The organism is Microcoleus sp. AT8-A3, assembly GCF_036705675.1.
Taxonomy (GTDB): Bacteria; Cyanobacteriota; Cyanobacteriia; order Cyanobacteriales; family Microcoleaceae; genus Microcoleus.
Window position 1 is genome coordinate 1 of record NZ_JAUBVD010000058.1, and the last position, 25517, is coordinate 25517.

The 25517-nt window shown below is 47.0% G+C and carries 15 protein-coding genes, 1 tRNA gene and 1 pseudogene; 9 read left to right on the forward strand and 8 right to left on the reverse strand.

Features of this window, described 5'->3' with window-relative positions:
* Window positions 1–147: 147 nt before the first annotated feature.
* The 3 genes and pseudogenes from QUB51_RS24800 to QUB51_RS24810 form a co-directional block, all read left to right on the forward strand.
* A pseudogene (locus tag QUB51_RS24800) lies at window positions 148–373 on the forward strand (IS66 family transposase); the annotation flags it as partial.
* Window positions 374–849: 476 nt separating this feature from the next.
* Entirely contained in the window at window positions 850–1581 is a 732-nt protein-coding gene (radC, locus tag QUB51_RS24805) for a RadC family protein (protein WP_333055122.1), read from the forward strand.
* A 317-nt stretch (window positions 1582–1898) separates the two neighbouring features.
* A complete protein-coding gene (locus QUB51_RS24810) occupies window positions 1899–2237 on the forward strand; it encodes a DUF1815 family protein (protein ID WP_015176985.1) in 339 nt (112 codons plus the stop codon).
* Window positions 2238–2333: 96 nt separating this feature from the next.
* Here the strand turns inward: QUB51_RS24810 and QUB51_RS24815 are convergent, their stop codons facing one another.
* Window positions 2334–2567, reverse strand: coding sequence for a hypothetical protein (locus QUB51_RS24815; RefSeq protein ID WP_333055123.1), 234 nt, complete (start codon window positions 2565–2567; stop codon window positions 2334–2336).
* A gap of 373 nt (window positions 2568–2940) precedes the next feature.
* On the opposite strand from QUB51_RS24815, the gene QUB51_RS24820 reads away from it, so the two are divergent.
* From QUB51_RS24820 to QUB51_RS24835, 4 genes are all read left to right on the forward strand, one after another.
* Entirely contained in the window at window positions 2941–3420 is a 480-nt protein-coding gene (locus QUB51_RS24820) for a DUF4079 domain-containing protein (RefSeq protein ID WP_333055125.1), read from the forward strand.
* Window positions 3421–3658: 238 nt separating this feature from the next.
* Entirely contained in the window at window positions 3659–6289 is a 2631-nt protein-coding gene (locus QUB51_RS24825) for a ComEC/Rec2 family competence protein (RefSeq protein WP_333055126.1), read from the forward strand.
* Between the two features lie 60 nt (window positions 6290–6349).
* A tRNA-Ser gene (locus QUB51_RS24830) sits at window positions 6350–6436 on the forward strand.
* 456 nt (window positions 6437–6892) lie between these two features.
* The gene (locus tag QUB51_RS24835; RefSeq protein WP_333055127.1) at window positions 6893–8326 is read left to right on the forward strand and encodes a transposase; all 1434 of its coding nucleotides are present in this window, start codon (window positions 6893–6895) and stop codon (window positions 8324–8326) included.
* A gap of 355 nt (window positions 8327–8681) precedes the next feature.
* Here QUB51_RS24835 and QUB51_RS24840 read toward each other — a convergent pair whose 3' ends face one another.
* On the reverse strand, window positions 8682–14150 hold the full coding sequence (locus QUB51_RS24840) for an AAA family ATPase (protein ID WP_333263031.1): 5469 nt from the start codon (window positions 14148–14150) through the stop codon (window positions 8682–8684).
* A gap of 428 nt (window positions 14151–14578) precedes the next feature.
* Between QUB51_RS24840 and QUB51_RS24845 the strand changes: the two genes are divergently transcribed.
* Window positions 14579–14707, forward strand: a complete 129-nt coding sequence (locus QUB51_RS24845; RefSeq protein WP_333055130.1) for a hypothetical protein — start codon at window positions 14579–14581, stop codon at window positions 14705–14707.
* A 367-nt stretch (window positions 14708–15074) separates the two neighbouring features.
* Complete coding sequence (locus tag QUB51_RS24850) at window positions 15075–16340, forward strand: FAD/NAD(P)-binding protein (RefSeq protein ID WP_445243055.1); 1266 nt, start codon at window positions 15075–15077, stop codon at window positions 16338–16340.
* Between the two features lie 218 nt (window positions 16341–16558).
* Here QUB51_RS24850 and QUB51_RS24855 read toward each other — a convergent pair whose 3' ends face one another.
* The 6 genes from QUB51_RS24855 to QUB51_RS24880 form a co-directional block, all read right to left on the reverse strand.
* Complete coding sequence (locus QUB51_RS24855) at window positions 16559–18037, reverse strand: NAD(P)/FAD-dependent oxidoreductase (protein WP_333055131.1); 1479 nt, start codon at window positions 18035–18037, stop codon at window positions 16559–16561.
* A 356-nt stretch (window positions 18038–18393) separates the two neighbouring features.
* Window positions 18394–19662 (reverse strand): aminotransferase class I/II-fold pyridoxal phosphate-dependent enzyme, encoded by a 1269-nt coding sequence (locus QUB51_RS24860; protein ID WP_333210660.1) that lies wholly within the window; start codon window positions 19660–19662, stop codon window positions 18394–18396.
* 15 nt (window positions 19663–19677) lie between these two features.
* Window positions 19678–19968, reverse strand: a complete 291-nt coding sequence (locus tag QUB51_RS24865; RefSeq protein ID WP_006634837.1) for an HU family DNA-binding protein — start codon at window positions 19966–19968, stop codon at window positions 19678–19680.
* 730 nt (window positions 19969–20698) lie between these two features.
* A complete protein-coding gene (locus QUB51_RS24870; RefSeq protein ID WP_333210658.1) occupies window positions 20699–23101 on the reverse strand; it encodes an AMIN domain-containing protein in 2403 nt (800 codons plus the stop codon).
* Window positions 23102–23576: 475 nt separating this feature from the next.
* Window positions 23577–24371, reverse strand: coding sequence for a pilus assembly protein PilO (locus tag QUB51_RS24875; RefSeq protein ID WP_333055137.1), 795 nt, complete (start codon window positions 24369–24371; stop codon window positions 23577–23579).
* On the reverse strand, window positions 24368–25267 hold the full coding sequence (locus QUB51_RS24880) for a PilN domain-containing protein (protein WP_333210656.1): 900 nt from the start codon (window positions 25265–25267) through the stop codon (window positions 24368–24370). The genes QUB51_RS24875 and QUB51_RS24880 overlap by 4 nt, the downstream gene beginning before the upstream one ends.
* Window positions 25268–25517: the final 250 nt, after the last annotated feature.

A 25517-nucleotide genomic window follows, 5' to 3' on the forward strand; every position in this document is an offset into this window, starting at 1 on the left:
CGTCATGAGTGGACGGGCGGGACGCCCATCCCACAATAACAATTAAAATTGTAAGTTATTTAATTCGCGATCCTTACCTACAACTCGTGGGATCAAGATTTCAAAATAAGATTGAATCAAGCTTTGGTGACTTGGTTGATCCTTGTGGGTTATGCCGCAGGTTTGTTGCTCAAATACTTACCAGATAAAGCAAAACAGTGGTGGTATTTTCTGGATGAGTCCTCGATGTCTCCGGATAATAATTTAGCAGAACTTTCTCTATGGCTAGCTGTAACTAAACGGAAAGTTTTTGGCGGATCTCGTTCGATGAAACGATTTGAGGAAACTGCTAATCTCCGCTCGTGTGATTCAAACCTGTCGTTTTCAAGCTCGTTGAGTAATGGCTTTTTTCCGTGAGGCTATTTCTGCACATTCTTGTGCCTTGCCTATGCCGCTCGTTTATTCCCATTTTTCAGACCTGAATCCTTACACTGCAATAATAGCTTCAATTAAATTCATGGAGCTATGCACAGAGTTTGGATAGAACGGGCGATCGTCCCCTAGCCTCGCGCCGGTTCTATTATATAATCATCCGGTCAGAATAAATCCGCCCGGCCTGGCTTCTAGCCGTGGGGAGTGTCAATTTGCGACTCAAGCCCAAGCGCAGCGAGTGTTAGAGGCATATCCGGGCGATCGGTTTAAGGTCGATCGACATCGAGACTCGATCGCTTGCGAAACCCTGGGTTAGATTTTATCTGCCAACAGCCTCGGTTAATGATGAAGGCTTTTTTCGGTGATTGTACGAATTGAAGAACACAAATCGATCGGCTAAAATTGTCTAATTGTTGAGCTTGCGGTGCGGGTGCAGCTATGACTTACAGCTTGAGAATTGCCGATTTGCCAACGAGTGAACGGCCACGGGAACGGTTGATGGCGGGTGGCCCGAAAAGTTTGGCAACTGCAGAATTGATTGCGATTCTCCTGGGTACTGGTCAGGGCCCCGGCAAACTTTCCGCCGTAGGGCTTGGACAGTATATTTTAAATCAGTTGAGTTTGCATTCCCGCGATCCTCTGGCTGTGCTACGCAGTATTAGCGTTCAGGAGTTGACGCAGATTCACGGGATTGGCCCGGCTAAGGCGACTTCGATTTTGGCTGCGGTGGAGTTGGGGAAGCGGGTTTTTCAGTCGCGGCCGCCGGAAATGGCTGTGGTTGACTCTCCCCAAGCGGCGGCTGATGCCCTGAGTCAGGATTTGATGTGGCAGTCTCAGGAACGTTTTGCTGTGGTGTTGCTGGATGTGAAAAATCGGCTGCTGGGTACTCAGGTAATTACGATCGGCACAGCCACGGAAACTTTGGCTCACCCACGGGATATTTTTCGCGAGGTGATCCGCCAGGGGGCGACGCGGGCGATTATCTCGCACAATCACCCATCGGGGATTGTGGAACCGAGCCCGGAGGATATTGCTTTGACGCGACAGTTGCTGGCGGGAGCGCAGTTTTTGTCGATTCCGCTACTGGATCACTTGATTTTGGGGAATGGCGATTTTCGGAGCTTGCGGCAGACGACGACGCTTTGGGACGAGTATCCCCAGGGTGATTGAACTCTTCTACTTAACTAATTTCATTACTATCATTAGTTATTTGTATCTTTGGGCTCTCGAACGGCTGAATCAGCCCTGACAGCAGGCAAATTTTCCGGCTGGAGTCCCCCGCGAGAGCCTGTTTTGGGTGAATGTTGCTGCTGATACTTCGTTTCGATCGCAACTCGGTTAATCTAGTATACGTAGGCTGAAGAGGTCGCTAATCCGATTTTTTTTGAGCATACTAAACGTATACTGAACCAGCACCTAAAGACCCACTTATTAAGAAATTATTAAATGGGATGTAAAATACACGGTGTGGTGATAGGAGGAGAACTGTGTTTCTGAGACTTGCAGAACAACACCGTAAATTCGTTCAAGATTTGGTAATGAACCTCCAAGCTTTAGCGATCGTGCTAGAGCATCGGGGTTATCTGGCATCCTGCTACACTTGCGGGGGTCAGATGAACAGTGCCTCATTTATGGTCAGTTTGACGGACAACCATCTGATTCGATTTTTAGTGTCAGATTACGGTATCACTTGGACTGAGATGCGGGACGACCGCGAACTCATGAAACTAGAAGGTGCAGAAGCGATTAATCAGTTACAAGAACTGGCAAATCTCGTAAAGTATCAAATCCAACCTTCGGAAGCTACTTTAGCGACGGCCCAGTGAGTGTAGCGATTGCACGGTTCCGAGGAAGGCGACGCAAGAAAGTGGCTGCTTGTCTGCTAAAACCGAATCCCCAGCGAGTTAGTTGGGAGGATTCATTTAGGTGCACAGCGATGGCTGCTCAACAGCCAAGAGTGCTATCAGGGTGCCTTGAGACTGTTTAGCGATCGGTCGATCGAAGTGAGCCTGGGCAGACGGCATACTTGATGCCAGAAGTCTCAAACTTGGAACCTCTAGTTTTTTTTCAGCAGTTGATTCTCCCTTGAGAACGATTAGCAAAATGTAGAAGTGTGACGGCTCGTCGGCTGCGATGTTAAATTTCCCCTTGGGCATTCAAAAGTCAAGGAATTGAAATTAACTTTGAGCAGGCAGGTATAATTTAACATCCAGAGTGAGGATGAGGCTGTGAAGATTGGGCAAAAGGCAGCCCACGGGGTGTGATGTGCGGGCGAATGGCGTTTATTTTTGCTCTTAGATTTAGCCGATCGGGCTAATAATTAACTTGAAGCAGCATCACTGCTGTAAAACATCTCACAGCCGGCCCAAGCCGGCTAAGTTTTGCGTATATCTAGGCTTTTGGCCAATGTTGGGCTGTTAGGTTAAACGGCTCTTTGAAGTGCACGATCGCACTTGCTACACTAATATTTTATAATATTTTAATGATTAGTCCGAAAATATTTATCGCCAAGTTTGGAGTCAGTATCAAATGGTAAATTTAAGCGAACTACTAGAACCCATCGCCAGTCAATTTCGCAGTCTAGGAATTCCCGAACCAATTACCCATTGGGGACACCCTGTAATGATGGGGATCGTGGTAGTGGCGATGGGCAGTTTTGTCGGGTATACGGGATGGCAGGGACGTTTGGCCACCGATAAAGATGTCGCACTCAAAAGTCGCTCGGATCACCGCAAGCTTGCACCGTGGATGTTTCTGTTTCTAGCTTTGGGCTATACAGGCGGCTTGCTGTCGCTGGTGATGCAGCACCAGCCAGTCATGGAAAGTCCGCATTTTTGGACGGGTTCGGCAGTGCTGGTTTTGCTGGCTATTGGCAGCTTGATTTCGCTAACGGGTTTTGGGGGCAATAAGCTAGCACTGCGCGCGGTTCACGCTTATTTAGGCACGACGGCCCTTGCACTTATGGTGCTGCACGCGGCTTTCGGTTTAAAATTGGGGCTGTCTATTTAGAAGAAGACTTATCAGGCAGTGGTAGTATATGTAGGGTCGCAATGTGTACCCTACATACAGAGGTTATATGAAATCCTCTCTTCATCGGCATTATTCGTCTCTCTCTCTTCTCTTCCTCTGCGTTCTCTGCGTTCTCTGTGGTTAAATCATTCCGATATAACCGGAATTGATATTATGTGTTCTGGACTGAAACCAACTCTACTTTGGACAGTAAAAATTGCTAATTACTTGCTAATTAATGAATCAAGCAACGGGTGTCATTTTCTGTCTTGCCTACATTTTGGGATTGATTTCTACAGCGGTTTCTTGGGGTAGATACGGGATACTTGCTTTGGGAATAACGGTAGCGATCGCCCTGCCGAAATTGTTGCGAAAATATACTAAAAATTCTGTCAAAGTTACTAAGAAAAGACGCAGCAGACAAAAAGAAAATGCTCTTGAAGCACCCTTAGATGCGAGGGAAGAGTTGAGTTTGTTGGAGATGCTGCCGAGAGCGAAATGGGTGTGGGCGGTTGCTGGTTTGCTGGCATTTCTAGCTAGCGTTTATTTTGCAGTTCGATCGCCCCAACCAGCAATAGATGACATCAGTAAACTGATTCCGGCGGTTGGAAACACTCAAGAAGTGGCAGTGACAGTTCGCGGTAGAGTTGTCAGTACGCCTCGATTGACTCGATCGGGTCGATCGCAATTTTGGCTAGAAACAGATTTAGTTAGCGAAATCAACGGCGGCGAGGGAGGAGCAGTCGTAAACCGCCCAGTATCCGGCAAACTCTACGTTACAGTGCCCCTGCTGCAAGCAACGGGTTTGTACGCCGACAATACGATCGCAGTTGTGGGTTCCTTGTACAAACCGCAGCCGCCGTCGAATCCGGGGGCTTTTAATTTTCAAGCATATTTAGCCAGAGAAGGAGCTTTTGTAGGGCTCAAAGGGCGTCAAATTGACTGGAAGAGAGAAAAGGCGATCGCGGATGTAAATCGAGTTAACAGCCAAACGGCTGCTTTCTTGGAACCAAGCGGGATGCAGCCATCGAAAATTCAAGCGATGCGGCAGCGGATCGTGCGATCGCAACTATCGCAGTTAAATGTTCCCGAAGGCCCGCTAATCAGTGCGATCGCCCTCGGCAAACAAGCAGTAGATTTACCTTACAACATCCGCGACTATTTTGTGCAGGCTGGATTAGCCCACGCGATCGCAGCTTCCGGCACTCAAGTTTCGATGGTTTTGGCTTTAGTTCTAGCTTTAACCAGGCGTTTTTCCAAACAATTGCAATTTAGTTTTGGCGTCGGTGCTTTATTTTTGCTAGTGGCATTAACTGGCTTTGAACCATCAGTATGCCGCGCTGCTTTGATGGGATTTGGAACACTATTTGCTTTGGTGCTCAGCCGCCAAGTTAAGCCGCTGGGATTGCTGTTAATCGCTGCTACTATTTTACTGCTGGTTAACCCTTTGTGGATTTGGGATTTAGGTTTTCAACTAAGTTTTTTGGCAACTTTGGGGTTAATCGTGACAACGCCACCACTGATGGCAAAATTGGACTGGATGCCTCCTGCGATCGCTTCGATTGTTGTGGTTCCGATCGCCGCTTCAGTTTGGGTGCTGCCGCTGCTACTTTACGTTTTTAGCGTGGTATCACCTTACAGCATTTTAGTTAATATTATTGCGGCTCCTTTGCTGTGGATTTTGAGTATTGGGGGGATGGTTAGCGCTTTAGCTGGATTGATTTTTCCGCCCGCTGGCAGTGTTTTAGCACAACTGCTGGACTATCCGGCAAAGGGGTTAATTGCGATCGCCCAATATTTCTCGCAATTACCCGGTAATTCGGTAGCTGTCGGTCAAGTATCGGTGTTTCAGCTAATCGCGCTTTACAGTTTAATTTGCTGGGTTTGGATCGGGGGAAGAAAGAAGAAGGAAGAAGGAAGTTCGGCAACGGATTCTGTAACGGATGTAACGGATAGAAGGAGGAAGGAAGAAAAAAGACGGAAGCCGGAAGCAGTCCGAGGAAAAAATCAGGAAAAGGGGAAAGGGAAGAAGGGGAAAAGCAGAGTTATTGCGCTGCCGAGTTTTTCATCTGCTTGGATTTTACCGCTGGCGCTGGTAGCGGGAATAAGTATCATAGTTTTGCCAGCTTGGCACGTTCAATCATCTTTATTTCAAGTTACTTTGCTGGCGACATCTGGCGAACCTGTTTTAGTAATTCAAGATAGGGGAAAAGTGGCGCTAATTAATAGCGGTGATGAAAATACCGTAAGGTTTACAGTGTTGCCTTTTTTGCAGCAGCAAGGAGTTAATTCTGTGAATTTTGCGATCGCCACTCACGGTCATTTAGGATTGAGCAGTGGTTGGGGAAAATTACTAGCACGCTTGCCAATAAAAACCTTTTATGATAATAACGCTCCCAAACAAATTTACCGTAGCAACAATCAGGAATTTATGACGGCTGTGCAATCTCGCCAAGGCGTTTACTTTCCTTTAGAAACTAACAGTACAGTTGATATGGGTGCGACGCGGTTGCAGTTGGTGAATGCGGAGATTCCGGTGGTAGAATTCCTGGTGGGAAATCGAACTTGGTTGCTCGTCGGTGAAATGACACCGGAAGCGCAAAAAAAATTGGCAGCAACGGGAACCTTGAAGCCGGCTCAAGTGCTGTGGTGGTCAGGAAAAGCCCTGACGGCTGAGTTGTTAAGCGCAGTTGGGCCACAAGTGGCGATCGCCTCTGCTGACGAAATCGACCCAGAAACCGCAGCCCAACTGCGCCAAAGCAAAACCCAGATTTTCTGGACAGGGCGCGACGGAGCCCTCCAGTGGACTCCAGCAGGGGGATTTAAGACCACTTTGGAATCTGAAGAAAATCAAACTTCTTTTTTATAAAGATTTACAATCTGGCACACTGTGCGGTAAAATACTTTTAGCTCACATCTCAAATCAATTGGAGAGGTGGCAGAGCGGTTGAATGCGGTAGACTCGAAATCTACTTTAGGGGTAACTCTAACGTGGGTTCAAATCCCACCCTCTCCGTACATCCCTTACTCCACAAGGCTTTGAGGCTATCCGCTTTTTTAGCCATCTGTGCAATTTATCGGCAGTGGTATACAAAAGTGGTATATAAACCACTCTTGTATACCACTTTTTGCTTTCACTCCACACCGCATCAGGGCGATCGGTCAAGACAAAAGTATTTCTAAAATTGCCTCGAAATCTATTTTAACTACCAGCCGGGAAGTCCCGGGCGTATATTCAGAGGGGATGAATCTGAGCGCTAAGCGAAGTACCCCGAATGAATTACGCCCGCGTGATGAAAGGCTCGTCGGATGGAGGAACGGAAGCCGACAATTAGACTTGCCTACTATGAATCAATCTTCGGGAGCATCTTGATTTTCGATGTTCTTCCCAGTGCTAAAATAGTAATTTGGTGTTGCATTTTAGACGTACATAAACTATACTATGCAAAGGTCGAAAATAGGAAGTTTAGAAATGCAACTAACTTACAAATACCGCCTCAAACCAACCATTGCCCAACTAACGACGATTGTGGCTCACTTAGAACTTTGTCGCCGGCAGTACAACTACCGACTCAGCGAAAGATTTAGGTGGTGGTCAGCCACGAGAACGCCCATAAACGCTTGCCCATTGATTGTTTCGATAGTCCCTGTTGAGGAGATTTATCGAAATATTCCTTTGACGAGAGTGCAAACTAGAGATGGCAGAAAGAAGGATGAATCAGGCAATCCTTTGACCAGGAAAGGTGACGTTTTCTCGAACATTGAAGGCGGATATGTACAGTGGCAGACGATACAACTTGCTGACATAAAAAACACTAAAAAGCTGTTTCCTAATTATAAAGTGTTGGATTCTCAGGTTTTGCAAGATGTCGTCAACAGAGTAGAAACTTCCTTTTCAAACTTTACTACGCCCGACAAAAATGGCCATCGTAGAGGCAAGCCTAAATTCAAGGGGCGACCCTACTACAAATCCTTCACTTATCCTCAATTAGACAACCTAAATATTGTCAAGGATGAGCAAAATAGGATTTGTATTAGCCTTGCCAAAATAGGTCAAGTACCTATGGTTTTTCACCGCCCAATACCAACAGGGTTCAAAGTTAAGACGGGTAGTGTTATCTCAGAAGCGGATGGGTGGTATATTTCCTTGACGCTAGAAGATAAGACGGTTCCCGTAACGGTTGCAGAAATTCAACCGACTGATGAAAATACTGTGGGTATCGACTTGGGAATTACTAATTACGCTTACCTTTCCAATGGTGAAAGAGTTGAGAATCCTAGATTTTTGAGGAAATCGGCTCAGAAATTAGCAAGGCTTCAAGCGAAGTTAGCTAATAGAGTCAAGGGTTCTCAACCTTGGAAAATAATCAAGGACAAGGTTTCCCAACTCCATCAGTTCGTGGCTAGATCCCGATTAGATTTTCAGTTCAAAACTGCACATGAGTTATTCGGTAAATGTGATGTTTTAGTTGTTGAAGACTTGAGTGTCAAAAATCTGACTAGACGTGCCAAGCCCAAGACCGATATTGAGAATGGTAATTTGGTTTATTTGCCTAACGGTCAGTCAGCTAAGAGTGGTTTGAATAAATCCATGCTTGATGCTGCTCACGGGCAATTCGCCAACGTTCTGAAATATGTCGCCTGGAAACTAGGTAAAAGTGTTTTATTTGTTGATCCAAAGGGAACTTCCCAGCACTGTTGGAACTGCCTCAATAAAGTCCCGAAAGAATTATCGGAACGGTGGCATTCTTGCCAGTGTGGGGAATCTTTAGATCGAGACGAAAATTCAGCTAAACTCGTCAGAAAGATTGGTCTGAGTTATGAAAGTGGCGGGGGAACTCCGTCACTCAAAAAAGCCTTTGAAAAAAAGGAAAAAGAAGCCTGCGGTCTAACTGTACCCAGTTGACCGTCAGGTTAGTTCACCTCCACAATCTGAGTAGCATGATAGCTGCTTTCATTTCGGCAAGGTAGAGGCTTAAAATCTCAAGGGAACTCTTGACTCAAAACGGGCACAAAAAAAGGGGAGAGTGTTGGTAAAGCGGGCGGTTGGAAACCGCTGTCTCAATCACGAATAAGGTGCGGGCTGATGATGGGAAAATTAGCCTCGATTCTTTGTTTTCCAAGTCCGTAGTCGCCAGTTTCTAGCACGACAACCCCTAGCCTGTTGCTCGTTCCCCGTGCCCAGTTTCCTGTTTATTCTAACAACGTGGCTTGTCATTTCGAGGGTCTGCTAATTGCCCTCAAGCCTTACTACAAAAGGCTCACACCGGAATAGAAATCACAAACTCCGAACCCTGGTCTAAAGAAGAATTCACCACTAATGTACCTCCATGTTTTTCCACAACAATTTGGTGGGCGATCGACAATCCTAATCCGGTTCCTTGACCCACAGGCTTGGTTGTAAATAAGTGGTTAAAGATGTTTTCCTTGACTTCGGGCGACATCCCCACTCCATTATCCTTAATCCGAATCACAACCTGATTGTTGTCTTCGCTCAGAGCAGTTTGAACCGTGATTTGATTAGGTAGGGCTTTAATTTCACTAAAACAGCGCCCCTTATTTGACTCCTCCAGAGCGTCAATGGCATTAGCCAGCACATTCATAAATACCTGGTTTAACTGTCCAGGAAAGCATTTCACTAGGGGCAAGTTACCATACTCTTTCACAATTTCAATGGCAGGGCGGAACTCGCTGGCTTTTAAACGGTGCTTGAGAATTAGCAGAGTGCTTTCAAGTCCATCGTGAATATTGAAAGCAACTGGTCGATCGCTATCTGCCCTGGAAAACGTTCTCAAACTTGTACTGATATTGCGGATGCGATCGACTCCCTCTTTCATTGAACCAATCAATTTGGGCAAATCTTCTCGCAAATACTCCAAGTCCATATCTTCAATTTCTGCTTCAATTTCTCCTCCCGGATTAGGAAATTTTTCTTGATACAAATCAATCAAATTGAATAAATCCCCCACATATTCTATAGCCGGTTGCAAATTTCCCGCGATAAAGCCTACGGGATTGTTAATTTCGTGGGCTACCCCTGCGACTAAATTTCCCAAAGCAGACATTTTTTCACCCTGCACCAATTGCAACTGCATCTGTTTGAGATCGTGGATAGATTGTTCTAGTTTTTGGGCATATTCCTGGGATTGTTGATACAGTCTGGCGTTTTGTAAGGAAATTGCTGCTTGGGAGCACAGGATGTTGAGGATGGCGACGCGATCGCCCGTGAATACCCCGGTTGCTAAATTATTTTCCAAATACAAAATCCCCATCATTTTCCCTCGCTCGCTGATCGGAGTGCACAGCAGGCTTTGAGGTTGGTGGTGGATTATGTAGGGGTCAGATGCAAATCTTGGTTGATTGCTAGCATCATCAAAAATCAGGGTTTCTTTTGTACGTTTGACGTAGTTGATCAGGGTGAGAGGAATTACTTCACTCTCCTCAACCGGCATTGATTGCAGAAGGCACTCTTGGCGGTTTGTGCAGTGGACGTTTATCCTCCAGTTTCCCTCTTCATTCAAAATTAATGCTCCGGTTTGTGCTCCGGCATTCTTTACCACCACTTGCATGAGGGTAGTGAGCAATTGATCGAGTTTAATTTCGCTCGATAGAGCTTGAGAAGCTTTGATTACTGTCGGCAAATCTACTAAGCCCCAACTGCTAGTGCTACCGATAATTGTTCTATTCGTGTTAGATACGGATGATTCACTGCTGGATGTGTGAGTTGTTTCGGTCGGATTCTGGCGAGTTCGCTCCTGTTGCAGGATCACAGCCAGCAATTGGGGATAACGCTGTTCTAAATGGTCAATCTTTACTTTTGCTCCCCAACGAGCGTAAGCATAGTAAGCATCAATTAAATAAGGTTTTGCCAGTTTTTCTTTACCCCATTCTAAATAGAATTTAGCAGCGAGTTCGTGAGCTAGAGCTTCCTCGTTGAGGTATTCGTTTTCTTTGGCGAGGGCGATCGCCTTGTCGTACATCTCAAGCGCTTCTATTTTTTGGTTTAAAACCCGATGCCGCTCTGCCTCTACTAGATAGAATTTATGCAGATGATTCACGGGGGCATGATGCGCCCATTTCTGGATTTTTTCTTGATTAGCTTGTACTCTGTCAAGAAGTTCCTGTTGTTCGGACTGTGGAGTATCGGCATACACTGCCAGCCGCACTAGAGAATCGTAGAAATAGAAGAGGACAACAGTTATCTGCCCTGAAGCTGCGCTCAAATAACTTTCTATTTGAGCGATATTTTTTAAGGCTTCCGGGTAATTTTCAAACAGATAAGAAAGCACAAGTTTGTGCAAGTATAAGTAATGAATTCCCAGGTAGTTATTGGTTCGCTCATACAGTTGCAACATTGTCTCTTCGTCGTAGGCTTCTCCCTTTAAATGGCATGGGTCTTGCGCTCTTCCTATCAAGTTCAAAACGGCTTGCCAACAAATTTTCTGATAAGAAAGTGCTGCTTCCTGATGAATTTTAGTGACGGCATCTGCGTAGCTTGCTATCTCTCGTTCGAGTTGCGTTAGTTGCTTGCCAATAAAATACGAGTAATAACTGTATTGAAAGATAGCATAGCCAGCAAATTCTAACTCTCCGGTTTCCAGCCCACAAAAATAATCTGACAGCAAAGGTTCTAAGCTCTTTCTGAAGTGTTCTTTCCAAGGTTGAATACTAGAATGTACCATTGCGGATGTCTTGGCTTGGATTTCTTTGGCATCCAACTTTGACAAGAGACGTAAAGCCATTTGACCGAACTCATAGCCCCGCTCAATATCTCCCATGCCACAGAGAAGATAACTATATATGGCAAAAGCATAGGGTGACAAAGAAGCATTGCCATATTGGACAGATAAATTGACTTGTTTGCAAACTACCAAAGGCGCGAGTGGCGGCAGCGCTATGTAGGCAGGAGTAAATAGGCTTGACAGAATGGTTATAGTTGCTATTTGTTGAGGATCTGTCATTAGAGGGAGATCGATTAAGTCCTCAGTTCCCTTTCCGCTCAAAATTGACGCGGTTTCTCCTAGTGCCTGTCCAATATCAGAGAAATTTGGCTCGGAGGGAAACTCTACCCCCAACTGCTGTAAGACTGGCAACCCTGTATTCAGAGCTTCCTGTAGCTTATTTTGCGCCATATAAGCTTCTATCTGTACTTCATATACCTTCACTTTGTCCAGTAGCGTTTTGGCGCAGCTTTCCACGAGTGATGCTAATGTCTCCATCCGGTCAAAGTCACCGCTTAGATATGCCGCTTCTGCTGCTTCGGTATGCAGCGCTAATGTTAGTTCGTATTGATTCTCCCAACTATTTACTGCCAGTAATTCTGTGCCAATATTTAAATATTCAACCGCAGCAGAATAGGCAGTAGCAGCTTTAGCTTTCTTTCCGGCAACCAGATTTAACCGTGCTAATTGCTCCCTATCTAGCTCGTGGGTAATTAGATTTACTCCCATATTCAAGTGGTTGACAATATCAAACATTTTTTCTTCTCGATCGGCTTCGGGCGTATTCTTTAACAGCAGTTGACCGATTTTTAAGTGAGTAGAGCGCTTTTGGTCTTCAGGAATGAGGGAATAGGCTGCTTGTTGGACGCGATCGTGGAAAAATTTGTATTTAACTAATTGGTCATTGTTAACTGGTAATTGCTCAGATTCTTCTCCAGTGATTGATTTTGATAAACTGTTACCACATTCTTGATAAAATTTATAAACATCGCTAACTGGTAAAATCAACCCTTCTTGCAATGCTTTCCACAAAGCTGTTGCTGTTTCTGTTGGTGAATTCTCATCAACAATTGCTAATGTAGCCAAATCGAACTGATTGCCAATACAAGCAGCTAACTTTAAAACTTCCTGTGTCCGGGCTGGCAGCTTTCGCAACTGAAGTGCCATGAATTCTAGTACATCATCCGTTAGAGCCAAGGTTCGGACTCTAGCAATATCGCACTGCCAATACCGAGCTGCAAAATTAAATTCAATTATCCCATCTTCATGCAAAGATTTGAGGAATTGTGTGCTAAAAAATGGATTGCCTTTGGTTTTCTGATAAACGAGTTCTGTCAAAGGCTGAGCCAACGCTGTAGAACAAGCTAATGTATCGGCAATCAGACAATTCAAATGGAAGCGCTCAAGCGGATCTAGAGTAATGGTGTTTACCGTAGCTCCGGTTGTTTGAATGTCGGCTAATGTCACCATCAAAGGGTGTGCGGGAAAAACTTCGTTATCTCGATACGCTCCAATTAAAAAGAGATAGCGCCGATCGCGATCGCTCGTCAGGAGTTGAATCAACTTCAATGAGGCTGAGTCTACCCATTGCAAGTCGTCTAAGAAAATAACGAGGGGATGTTCTTTAGTGGCGAAGATAGAGATGAAGTTCTCGAATAACCGATTGAAGCGATTTTGGGCAGCACTGGCGACGAGTTCTGGTGCCGGGGGTGGCGAGCCAATAATCCGCTCTAGTTCGGGAATTACCTCAACGATTACCTGAGCATTTTCGCCCAATGCTGCCAGGATTTGAGTCTTCCACTCCTCAACTTTAGCATCGCTTTCCGAGAGCAATTGTCCCATTAAATCGCGAAAAGCTTGTACAAAAGCTGAGAAGGGCTGGCTGCGCGCAAATTGGTCGAATTTGCCTTTGATGAAGTAGCCACGCTGTCTCACAATTGGTTTGTGAACTTCGTTGACAACAGCGGTTTTACCAATGCCGGAGAAACCGGCAACGAGCATCATTTCGGTGCTGCCGCCACTCACGCGCTCGAAGGCCGATAGCAGGGAGAATACTTCGGTTTCTCTACCGTATAATTTTTCTGGGATGATGAAGCGATCGCACAAATCTCGCTCCCCTATTTTAAAGTTAGTTAACCTCCCTGTCTCTTTCCACTGGAATAAACAAATTTCCAAATCAAACTTGAGTCCTAGGGCGCTTTGATAGCGAGCTTCAGCATTCTTCGCCATCAGTTTGCTGACAATCTCCGACAGCACCAATGGAACGCTCTGGTTTAAACTTGAGGCTGGGAGGGGCTGTTTGGCGAGGTGGCAGTGTACCAAATCCATTGGATCGTCTGTTTGGAATGGTAACTTTCCTGTTAATAATTCGTAGAATGTGACTCCCAGCGAGTAAAAATCTGTGCGGTAATCAATGCCTCGGTTCATCCGCCCAGTTTGTTCGGGAGAAATGTAAGGTAAAGTGCCCTCAAGCACGTTGGGATTTTGAATTTCTTGGGTTTCGCGCGGTAGTAGGGAAGCGATGCTGAAGTCAATCAGCTTGACTTGTTTGCTGGTGGGGTTAATGAGAATGTTGGCAGGTTTGAGGTCTTTATGGATGACGTGGTGGCGATAAAGTCCGTCGAGGGAGTTGGCAATTTGAATCGCAATAGGCAGAAACTCGCTCACGGGCAAGCCTTCTAGGGGTTCGTTGCTCTCAGATGCTAGATTAGCCAGGTAGCTACATAAGGAAATTCCGCCAAAGTCTTCCATCACCAGAGCATAGTGGTTGTGGTAAGTCTCTAGGCTGTATGCCTTGACACTGCCAGGGATATCTAAGTTTTTAGCAATGACGTACTGGTTGCGGAAGTGAACCAGTTCGTTGAAGCGGGGAAAGTCATTTCGCAGCAGCTTGATCGCTACGGGCAGCCGATCTGAAGACCGACAACCGCGATAAACTAGAGTTCGATTGCCTGCGTATATTTGCTCGTTAATGTGATATCCTAGAACAAGATTTTTTATGCTAGCCATTTCTACGTATTCCTACTTCTTTCAAGTCGGAAGCTTCTTAGAGTTACTTTCTACTATTTTCCCTCTATCTGCCTTGCTATTCATTAATTACATTTTTCTTAACATATTTTGGAAATTCCAATTATGAAAGAGGGATTTTAAAAACTCGACTTAATATTTTATGTAAGAGCTGTTGATACTTGAGTTGAGACTAAGTAGAAAATGACTTAGCTAAGGCTTATGGAACAACCGCAGTTCATGGAAGAGGAACTTAAGACGCTAATCAGGTACTTAAGAGTGTTTTTGAAACCGATGCTTGAAGGCGATCGCCTAGAAAATCTAATGTCTAGTTTACATCATAATTTAATGTCATCATTACAATTCGGGCGGCTCAGGGTTTAAAGCCGGAAGCAGAGGAAATCGAGTTTCTGCGTCAGATTGCGGAGCACTTGGGAGTCGCCCGTGAGCAAGCTGAATTATTTGCCCAGATGCCACAACAAGCTGCCCAACTCTCAGAAGTAAATCAGGTATTAAATGCCAAAGTTCAGAAGCGGAAAATGACATCGGCAGTCGGCTAAGTTGTTTTACTTAGGAATGAGAATTAAATAACTTCCACTCTTGAAAGTGGGATGGGCTCTTATAGCCCGTCATGAGTGGACGGGCGGGACGCCCATCCCACAATAACAATTAAAATTGTAAGTTATTTAATTCGCGACCCTTATATCGCTACGCCAACGGACGATGCCGACGCTTTCCGATCGCGGTTTTCATTTCGGTGAGCTAAAAAACCCGGTTTCTGAGCGTCGCAGTGCGTCCCTGTCGGGGCAGAAACCTCTCATCAAGAGGGTTTCTGAGCTTTTGCGTATCATCCTGTCTCTTTTTGCGGAACAGAAATCCTGCTGGTTCTCGAAAGACGTAAACTTGAGGCTCGATCGACCTATAATAATGAGAATTGTTATCATTCGCAAATCAGCAATTCTCATGCAAGCGAACTCAGAAGCCACGCCGCCCCAAATTGATTTAGCTTTAATCGGCGCTGGGCCCCACGCCCTGACTCTTACTGCACACATATTAAAAAAACGCAAGAGCCTCCGGGATAAATTTTTAGCATTCGATCCGAGCGGCGAATGGCTGACTCAGTGGCGGAGGCAATTTGCAGCTTTAGAAATTGGGCATTTACGATCGCCCGCAGTGCACCACCCCGATCCCAACCCTTACGAATTGCGGAGGTTTGCCGAAAATCGCTCCTCGGAATTGTTTCCCCCCTACGATTTGCCCGGAAGTCGGTTATTTGAGGAATTTTGCGGCGACACAATTAAACGGTGGCAATTGGGCGATCGAGTTATCAAAGCAAAAGTAACCCGCATTCAGCCGAAATCCGGCCGTTTCCACCTGTGGTTTGAAGACGGAAAAAGTGCGATCGCCCGCCGAGTAATCGTCGCCGCCGGCAGTGGAAAACCGCATTTACCAGCGTGGGCAAATCAAATTCAAACACAGCATCCCCCCGAAAGAATTCGCCACTCCCATCAAGTAGATTTGCGAAATTTGCAATTGCACGGAGAACAAATATTAATTGTCGGCGGCGGACTAACCAGCGGACATTTAGCAGTAGGAGCAATTGCCAGAGGAGCCAAAGTCCTGTTAATGACTAGGCGCTATTTCCAAGAAAAACTATTTGATGCCGAACCCGGTTGGTTGGGGCCAAAATACCTCAAAGGATTCGCCGCCGAACCAGATTGCCATTCGCGTTGGGAAACCATTCAACAAGCCCGCAACGGTGGCTCGATGACACCGGAAATTATGACACAGTTGCGGAGGCTCTCCCACAGCGAACAACTGACATTTCACGAACAGTGCGAAGTTGTTGGCGTTCGGTGGGAAAATAACAGATGGACTGTTGATTGCAGCGGTGGGGAGACGTTATTTGTCGATCGAATTTGGCTAGCAACCGGCACCAAACTAGACATTGCAGCCGAACCAATGTTCAAAGAAATGCTAGAAACGCATCCCATTGAAATAGTTAAAGGTTTGCCAGTCTTAGACAAACACCTGCGTTGGCCCGGATGCGAATTATTTTTGACTGGTGGTTTAGCGGCGCTGCAAGTGGGGCCAGTCGCCAGAAACCTTTCTGGGGCGAGAATGGCGTGCGATCGCATTGTACCGGCGATCGTCAAATCCAGCATTGCACTCTCGCCCGCAATAATTAGTTAGCAGTCATTAGTTCTCAGTGAGTAGTCATCAGTTATTAGTTAAGTTGTGGTACATTTAAATTACATATTTCCCTCGACCTGGGAGCAACGGTCAACACCTTGTTATATTATTTATTGACACACAATTTTAGGGCCGAGTGAGTTGATTAGCAAATTACTTTTTAATTGTGCGCTAAGCATATAAAATTCAAAAAATCCTACTACAAACATTGGATTTCTTTACTGATTCCAATACCTGCGCCAGTGAAACAAATTCTCCCATAAATTCCGCGAAAAAGTATTTCTGCCCAAGCGCTGCGACTCCCAAACAGCAGCAGTTTGACCGCTAATTTCCGAAAAACTAGACCAAATATAAGGAAGTTGGGCGATCGCCTCAACCTTCATCCCGTGACGCACAGCCAAAGCGATCGCGTGAATCAACTCAGCAGCTTGCGGCCCCACAATACTCGCTCCCAACATCTCCCCGTTGCGACGCCCGACAATCTTACAAAAACCAGTTGTATCCCCGGACATTTGAGCTCTTTCAACATTCTTGAAATATTCCCGACAAACAATTAGATCATCTCCAAAACGGCGCCTTGCTTGCGCTTCAGTCAAGCCAACCCTCGCCAATTGCGGGTCAGAAAAAATCGCCCAAGGAATCCCGCGATAATCTATTTGAAACATTGGCAAAAACAAAGCATTTTTCACAGCAACCGCAGCTTCGTAATTAGCGATGTGAGGGAACGGATAACCCCCAGCAACATCGCCGATCCCGTAAATTCGGTGATTAGTTGTTTGCAGCTTTTCATTTAAAATCACCCCCCGATCGCTGAATTTAACCTTAGCCGCTTCGAGATTTAACGAAGAAAAATTGTGTCCTCTACCCGCAGCCAGAAAAATCTCCTCAGCTTCGATCGCCCTTGGCCCAGCTTGAATCCACTTTTTACCATCAATCACCCTAGCTTGAGTCACCTCAGTAGCAGTCAGAATCCGCACTCCCTCAGCTTCCATTCCAGCTTGCACCAAACCAGCAGCCTCCCGGTCTTCTTTAGCCAAAATGTGCGAACTTTTCACCACCAAAGTGACAGCAACCCCCAAGCGAGCAAAAGTTTGAGCCACTTCGACACCGCTGGGATCTGCGCCGATTACAGCCAAACTTTTAGGCAACTGGGGAAGTTTTGCTAATTCCCCAACAGTTTCCGAAGTAAAAAAGCCAGCAGACGAAAGTCCTTCAATATTGGGAATCGCCGGCAGAGTTGGACAAGCTAGCAAATAACAGAGCGATCGCAATTTTCGCCCGCCCACAACAAAAGCCAAATCCGGTTTCGCCACAAACTCGCCGCTGCCAAAAATAACATCAACCCCGCGAGTAGCCAAAAGGCCGAGAGAATCAATTTCTGACAAATTAGAAACAACATCATCTGCCCACTTTAGAACCCCGTCAAAGCGCAATTTGAGTGGCATAGAGGAATTCGCGACTTCCCAGCGAACTCCCAACTGCTGGCGGCTGATCTGCTGAGCAAAACGAGCAGCCTCCCTCAAAGTTTGGCTGTATCTCAAACCAAGGTCGATCGACTCTTTCCCCCCACTCGGCAAATCTTGGGAATTACTTAGCGGTTCCACCAAAGCAACGCGGGCCGGGAAATTAGTTGCAGTCAAAGCAGCATAACGTCCGGCCGGAGTTCCACCAATAATCACTAAATCATAGTCAAGCATAAATAAAGAAGTCAATCGATTTTAGATTTTAGATTTTAGATTTTAGATTTTAGAATTGAAGCATTGACCACGGATAAATACGTTCGGCAAGTTTCATCTGATACAGGTTTTTTATTTCGGGACGGATGAATCACGTGGCGGGTATCCTGGATGCGGGAATTGTCAGTAGTCATTAGTCATTAGTCAGTAGTCATTAGTTAGTAGTTTAGGGCGATCGGCGCGCGGGGTCAGAAACCCGGTTTCTGCCTAGATACTTCGCTGCAAAATCCAAGATTTATCAGAGAAACCGGGTTTCTTGGGTAGGTGCGCTCGAACGACCAATAAAATCGGTTTATCAACGGACAACTGACAACTGACTACTGACTAATGACTTCTTTAAGTCCAGCAATCAACCGCAGATTGTCCGCCCTTGAGCGCACAGCCACCCGAAAAAAGCGATCGCCCAACTCAGGAAAACTCAAACAATCCCGAATCAAAATCCGGTGTCGTTCCAACAGACTTTTTTGAATCGAAGAAACCGACATCGACGACTCAACCAACAAGAAATTAGCCGCCCCGGCAATTGGCTGCAAACCCGGCAAATTAGCCAAACCCTCAAATAGCTCTCGGCGAGCAACAGGCAGCCAATCCCAAGTTTGCTGCTCAAAAGCCGCATCTCGAACCACAGCAGCAGCAGCAGCAGCAGCCAAAGCATTCACAGGCCAAGGATCGCGCAGTAACTGCCAGCGGCGCAGAATATCGGGATGGGCGATCGCACAGCCCAACCGCAGTCCCGGCAGAGAATAGAATTTAGTGAGCGATCGTAAAATCACCAAATTCGGAAACTCCTCAACAGCATCGATCAAAGTTTCCTGCTCAGAAGGCGGTAGAAAGTCCATAAAGGCCTCATCCACCACCACCATACCTAACTGCTTCACATAAGGCAAAATCGCCTCCCTAGCAAACAGCAAACCCGTAGGATTGTGGGGGTTGTTCAGTAGCAAACCTCGTCGAGAGGGGGCATCGAGAGCCAGAGGAACTGGGATACGAAAAGAAGGGGAGACAAGGGAACCGTTAGAAACCGACAAATCATCCGTTACTAACCGGCTTCCTGCCCCAACGTCCAACGATTTCAGATCCAACTCAGATGTTGCACCATTTTCAATTACTTGTTTAGGAACAGGCAAGATGCCTGTTCCACCAGAAAATTCCTCTCTTGTGGAATGGGCAAGATGCCCATTCTTGACAATGGTGCAAGATTTAAGATCCAAAGGGCATTTGATCACCTGCGCGCCGAAAGCCGAAAGAGCCCGCGAGTAATCGCCAAAAGCCGGAGTCACCAAATAAGTCCCCTCCAGCTTCGACAAATCCCAAGCCGCCCAAGTCAACAATTCCGCCGAACCATTCCCCGGCAAAATCCAATCCCGGTCAACATTCAAAGCCTCCCCCAAAGCAGTCCTGAGCTCCCCATAATCTGGGTCTGGGTAAGCCGTCAGACTGCTCAAGTGTGATTGAATTGCAGCCAGTGCCGACTCAGGAGGGCCCAAAGGACTGATACTCGCAGAAAAATCGACAATAGCAGAGGCAGGGCAGCCTGCCAGTGCGGCTGCCCAAGCTAAATTCCCACCGTGTAAAGGTCTAATCAAGACTCAGTTTGCCAGCTATTCTGCGTTTTTCGGCGGTGCAACTCTGTCCTTAAACAACTTCCCTGCGGAAAATGCAGGAACTCTGGTTGCCGGGATTTCCATCTTGTCTCCAGTTTTGGGATTGCGACCCTCGCGGGCCTTGCGTTCCCGCGACTCAAACGAGCCAAAACCGACCAGCGTCACCTTGTCGCCATCGGAGACAGCTTCCATGATTGCTTCCAGGGCCGCACTCAAAACAGCATCTGCCTGTTTTTTCGTCACGCTAGCCTTTTCCGCCACTGCATCAACCAATTCACCTTTGTTCATTGCGAAGTCCTTCTCGATTTGCAAAATTACGTTAAACAGAGTTAGTTCAACTATTAGCTGTGAGTTATCAACTGGATTGAGGTGTGGATTGGGAGGTTTGGGTGGTTCCCGATTGCTCCCGTCCGCTTCCCCGAATCACAACTCCTGCTGAATACCAATTACCCTAGGGTAATTGGTCAGAAAAGGAATTTTTGTTTCTAACTGCTGAAAACCCCACAGCATCTAATTTTCACTGCATTATTCTAAAGTCTTGCCGACCGTTATGGATCGGTGGAACCTTTAATTTATATGGAACTGGCTAATTTTTGTAATTAATCCCAAAATTTAGGTAAAAAAATACCACCTTGGAGACAAGATTTCTCGCCTCGGTGGATTTGCAATCTCAAAAAAATAGAAATAGAAGGAATAAAATGTAATTTGTCAAGGGCTAAAGGAAAACTTTTTTCCTTCTTCCTTCTTTCTTTCCCCTTTCTTTTCCCCGTGGGCCAGGACTGTTTCATTCTCCCGAAACCCGCCAGGGACTGAAGTCCCTGTCTCATAGCTGAAGTCGTCTTCAGACGACTGAAAGTAATTTATAGTCGTCTTGCAGAGGACTAATCAGTTCTTTAGTCCTCTTGAGCGAGGACTGTCTTCTTTGAGGCAGGGGTTTCAACCCCTGTCGGACTGTCGGACTGTCGGACTCAGGGGAAAGAGCGTGGAAAGTTGACACCCATGTCTTCTTCCTTCGTTCCTACTGTCTCGGCTGGACGGGCTGACTGCGCTGCAACAGTTGGCGCGCGTCGGGACTGATGCTGTTTTGGTAGCCAAAGTTCGATCGATCGCTATCATCCAAAATCTGCGGCGTCAGCAATACAATCACTTCCGCCCGCTGGTTGGTCTTATCAGTGCTCCTGAACAGCGAACCAATTATCGGCAAATCTCCTAAAATCGGAATCTTCCTCGCTGTAACCCGGTCTTGGTCGCGGATAATCCCCGATAAAATCAAAGTCTGACCGTCCCGCAGGCGAATTAGCCCCGACTGCAAAGACCGCCGAGCCAGCAGGGTGATAGTGTTATTTTCTCCTGCGCCAGTGCTCAGGGGTCTGTCCGGGCCGATCGCACTGACGATTGGGTTGACTCGCAGAGAGACAAAACCGTTATCGTCGATGCGATCGATCGCCACTCCCAACTGCAAACCGGCCTGGCCTTTTTCTGCCGTCACCGTTCTGGTAGTTTGACCTTCTGTTGTCTGCGATTCCGATCGAATGTTAGTAATCACTTCTTCGGTGATATCCACATTCGCCGTTTCCCCTTCTTGGACAACTAAAGTCGGATCGGTCAGGATTTTGGCATTCTGGCTAGTAATACTTGCTTGCAGGTTAGACAGAAAACGTCTTGGATATTGGAACAGCGGGAACAGGCCGAAGTCTGCACTTCCTGAGCCTGTCGTCGATCCAGGAATGTAATCTGTAATTCCAACTCGCCTGGGGTCATTAGTAAGTGGGGCTGTCGGCTGGAGGAACACACCTTTGGCGGGGCCTTCAAGACCTTGACCTGTAAACGGCACGATACGCCGGCCGTTCGCATCGTAGAAAGGCGTGTCCCTGAATTCTGTGGGAATGTCTCGGTTCTCAATAATCGGCCGATTAGCTATGCCACTAGTTACAGTCGTCCGATCGGGCGGATTGATGCCGCCAAAATTGACGATCGCCGCCCCGCCGTCATTGACAAAGAAACTGTCATTAATCCCGAAAGAGAAGCTGGTGTTAGTTTGGTTGTTTCCCGACAAGTTGATATCGATCACCTTGACGTTGACAGCGACTTGACGGCGGCGCAAATCTAGCTGTGTCAAGAAAGCCACAGCCATGTCCACTTTGCGCGGGTCGCCCACCAAAGTGATGGAATTGAGCCGAGAATCCGCCAGCACCGACAGTCCCCTCAGCAACAGCGGCCCCGTGCCTTCCCTAGCGCCGATCGCCTTAATGTCGGGTTCCCGAATTTCCACATCCCGCGCAGCATTTCCCTGGCCCACGCTTTGAATAGTCACGCGAGTAATCGGCAGTTGAGTTTCCGCGCCTTGAGCGCTCAAAAAGTTAGCTGCATCTGTAGAGCGAACTTGATTGAGCCGCAGAGTCCGAATGATAATATTGCGTGAATCGATCGGCAAGTTAGTCCCTACAAAAATCGTCCGCCCCTGGCGGTTAGCTTGCAGCCCGCTGAGCCGCAGCACGTAATTAAAGACATCTTGGACCGACTCATTTTCGATGTCCAAAGAAATCTTCGGCCCTTCATCTGACCCCGATACTCCTGGCTGACCAGGCACTGCGGGCTGCCCCGGTTGAGCAGGGGCCCCGCCACCTGTAAAAGCAATGTTCAAGCCAGCAGCGCGGGCCAGCAGAGCCAAAACGTCCCGGACTGGGGCATCCCGCAGCACCAAGCGGGGGATGCGTTCTCCCGAACTCAGTTCAATATTTCCCACGCCGGGGGCGATGTTAGACACCGCGATATCTCCCAAGGGCGGAGCCACGGCCAGCGGCTGGAAAGGCGCAGCCTGATTGCTTTGGGATTGTATTTCGCTGGGGAGGGGCGGGCGATCGTTTCTGGTAACAGTAACTTGGGGATTTGGCAGCAGCACGCCTGGGTTTTGCGAGGTGCGGACTTGGGGAGCCGGCGGGGGAGCTGTTTGGCTCAGCGGCAGTCCCGGAGGGGGCGGGGGTGGAGTTTGGGCAGACTGTGCTGTGCCACCCTGTCCGGCAACGCTGAGGACGATGCTTTGGCCTTGTCCCGGAACAATTTGTCCGTTGGGAACTCCGTTGGTGCCGGCTACCACAACGCGGATGCTGTTAGCCTCTACCTGGCTGATTTCTACTGAAGAAATTCCCGGAGCTGGGTTATCTTGACGGAAGCTGTTGCCTTGTGGTAAGCGGAGCTGGGTGTTGATAATTGTGGCTTGGTAAGTATTGCCGTTATTGATGGCGAAAACTTGCGGGCGATCGCCCTTTTCTGTAGCCAGAACAATATTTACGCCATTATTACCTTGACTTACTTGCACTCCTGTTACCTGAGTCGGCAATGCCAAGACTGGGGCTTGGGCGATCAGAACTCCTGCAACGCTGCATAAGAGTCCTCCACTTAACCGTAGATGCTGTTTCACGTTCTCTCCTCCACTACAATTTGTTATTTGTTGTTCGCAGTCTTTTGTCGCTAGCTGCTAAACTGACTAAAATATTCTCGCTTCGAGCCTTTTTAAAGGAAGAAGTTATGCCCTTTTCGATGTTTAATTTTCGATTGGGAATAACAGATGACATAAGGGTTAGAAGCTATCCTACAGCAATCCTCGCATCATTTGTGGATTTCTTACTTCCTCCCCTTACAAATGGGAGGTTTGGGGTAGGGTAAAAAAAATACGACTCCTGCAAGGATTGCTATACAGTTCCATTACTTTTTGAAACTGGTATTAGAAGAAATTAGATTTTAGAGCCAATTTTTGATTGCCATCTAAAAAATATTTTTCTGACCTTCATACTTTTTTGACTTCTACCTTCAATCTTTCCATTTCAAACTTCTGCCTTCTGACTTCTTGTGAAATAGCGAGTTGGGAACAATAGCTAATATCTGCCAAATAATAGCTACTTAGCACCAGGACTCGGAGCCGGAGTTGGCGGTTTTTCTTCTTGCTTTAGCGGCAGCAGCGCGTGCAAGTCAAAAGCAGTTTTAATTTTAGTTGGCGGTTGCTCCACAGGAACTATTTTCCCTTTCAAAAAATCAACTTCAATTGGCTGATTTGATGCTAGCAATTCAGATTTCAAATTCCTAACTACCAACAGCGACTGCATCAACTCCAAGTTACGCATAAAATTGCGGGTTTGATCAAAAGTGCCTTCAAACTCTACCTTAAATTTTTTGCGTCTGAGCTTGCCAGCCAGGGACGCCCCGAAGGAGCTATCGGCCAGAATATCAGGGTCTGGAGCTCCCGGCGTGGCGGTTGCTGTTGCTGGCGGCATATCCGGCTCAAATTTGGTAATTTTAGCCTTGAGGTCATCTCCTTGCACGCCGGCGTTGATTCTATTAACGAGTTGGGTCATGTCAAGCAAAAGCGTGTTGGCGCTGGCGTCGCTGGCAAACATGGCCGTGACGTTGGCCCGGCGCTGTTTTGCTTCTTCTTGCTTGGCTTCTGCTTCTGCCTTTTTTTGAATTTGAGTTTGCAATTGCACTTGCGTTTGCTTGCTTTCGCTAAGTTTTTGCTTGAATTCGCCGCTTTTTTGGAATTCGGGAAGTACGAACTGGTAGCCGAGGCCGCCAGCAATCAGGAGCCCGAGAACCGCGATGCCGATTGCTTGGACTTGGGGTGTCAGCTTAATGCCGAATATTTCCTTAGCCCCTGTATCTTCTGCTTGTCCGCTAGAAATAAACTCTGCTGTCATGGTTTTTTCACTTCTCCTTTTTGTGGTTCTAGCACTCCTTTTTCTTGAAGTGTTTCTATCCGTATTGCGAGCCCGTCTGCTTGCTTGCTTCGCAGCTCGGGGAGCAACTCGGAGGCACCCGTCGGGCTGAGCGTCGTTTCAATTTTATATTCCACCACTGGTCGCAGTTTGGGAAGTTCTGCTGGTGCTGCGTTTTGGTTACGCACTTGTAATTGTGCGGGGTTGTTTTTTAATGTGGCCGCTATCAGTTTGGTATCGGTGTTAAGGAAGAAGGGAGAGCGCTGGACTAGCAACATAAAGTCGTTAACTTGAGCAAAGGTACTGGCTATCCCTGAAATTTGCACTTTTGATGCCTGCTGCGGGACGACGGGGACGGCAGGTGCTGCCGGGGCGGGGCTGGCTGCTGGAGACGGACTCGCCCCCGGAGAAGCAGCGGGAGTTGGTGGGGGGGGAGGAGGAGGTGCTGCAACGGGGGAGGGACTTGGGTCGATTTGCTCGATTTTGCCAATTTGCACTCCGGCCGGAGTACGGGCACTGAGGTCTTGCAGCATCGCCGACCAAGGTTTAATTTGGTCGAATACTCCAGCTAATGCTTTGTATTCGGCGGTAACTTGGTCGGTTTCGGCGTTGATGGCTTTGATGGTGTTGGCTTGAGTGTTTAACAGGGCCAGTTCTGTGTCGATGGTTGCTTGTTGTGCGGCCAAGTCGGTATTTTCCTTAGTCGCCCACCACCAGGCGCCCATGACTGCGGCGTTGATGCCAAAGGCAAACAGCACTGCCCCATATATGGGCAGTTGGTCTTTGGCTCCACCGGAACTTTTTTTAGCTGGGCTTTTGGTTGCAACGGGTTTGTAGTCGGGACGGTCGTTGAGAAAATTAATATCTAGGCTGTACATGGCTTCACTCGGTTTTATAGCAGAAGGAAGAAGGCAGAAGGTAGAAGGCAGAAGGCAGAAGGTAGAAGGTAGAAGGAAAAAGTGATCTACCGCTAATGTTTCAGCAATTAAGAAGGTACTAACAGTCTTGGCTGTTGCTATAGATTTAAATTAGAAATTTTAGATTTTAGACAGAACCCAAGATTGCTGGTACAAGTGAAGGATTTATTTAGGGAAGAAAGAAACAACTTTCTGCCTTTTACTGAAGGAA